The 737-nt window shown below is 42.2% G+C and carries 1 protein-coding gene and 1 rRNA gene; both read right to left on the reverse strand.

Going from position 1 to position 737, the window contains the following annotated elements:
- Positions 1-297, reverse strand: a 297-nt coding sequence (locus N2041_RS14500) for a four helix bundle protein (RefSeq protein ID WP_297679310.1), incomplete at its 3' end; no start/stop codon positions are given.
- Positions 298-737 (reverse strand): 23S ribosomal RNA (locus N2041_RS14505); the annotation flags it as partial. It abuts the gene before it with no gap.

A 737-nucleotide genomic window follows, 5' to 3' on the forward strand; every position in this document is an offset into this window, starting at 1 on the left:
GTTGGAGTTACTCCACTTCTCTATTGTTGAATATATCTGTCTTCCAAGCATATCGTACTCTTTGGATAGTTCTTCATAGGTCGATTTTCCTATATAACCTAAATCATGACACATATCTAAAAGTACTCCAACTTCATTGTTAGAACCTAACGCCATCCTCAAGAACCTCTTAAAATCAGCTTCTGAATTCTTCTTGCCATAGCCTTCGGCTATATTCAATGGTATAGACATTGCTGCCCTTCTTAGCTGACTTCCTAATTCATATCTCTCATACTCTGGAAACTTTTGCGTTAGCAAATGGACTCTTAGACTTAATTCATAAGATTTCTTATATATCCTCAAATCCCTATATCCATTTATCATTCTAACTTCTAACCTCCAACATCCAACCTCTAAAAATCCATAGCTTCGGTGGTATGTTTGAGCCCCGGACATCTTCGGCGCAGGACCTCTCGACCAGTGAGCTATTACGCACTCTTTAAATGAGTGGCTGCTTCTAAGCCAACATCCTGGTTGTCTTAGAAATCCCACATCCTTTTCCACTTAACATACACTTTGGGACCTTAGCTGATGGTCTGGGCTGTTTCCCTTTTGACCACGGATCTTATCACTCGTAGTCTGACTCCCGGACATCAAGACAATGGCATTCGGAGTTTGATAAGGTTCGGTAACCTAGACGGCCCCTAGCCCATTCAGTGCTCTACCTCCACGTCTCTAATCCGAGGCTAGCCCTAAAG

It is taken from the genome of Tepidiforma sp., from assembly GCF_026419595.1.
Lineage (GTDB): Bacteria > Chloroflexota > Dehalococcoidia > Tepidiformales > Tepidiformaceae > Tepidiforma.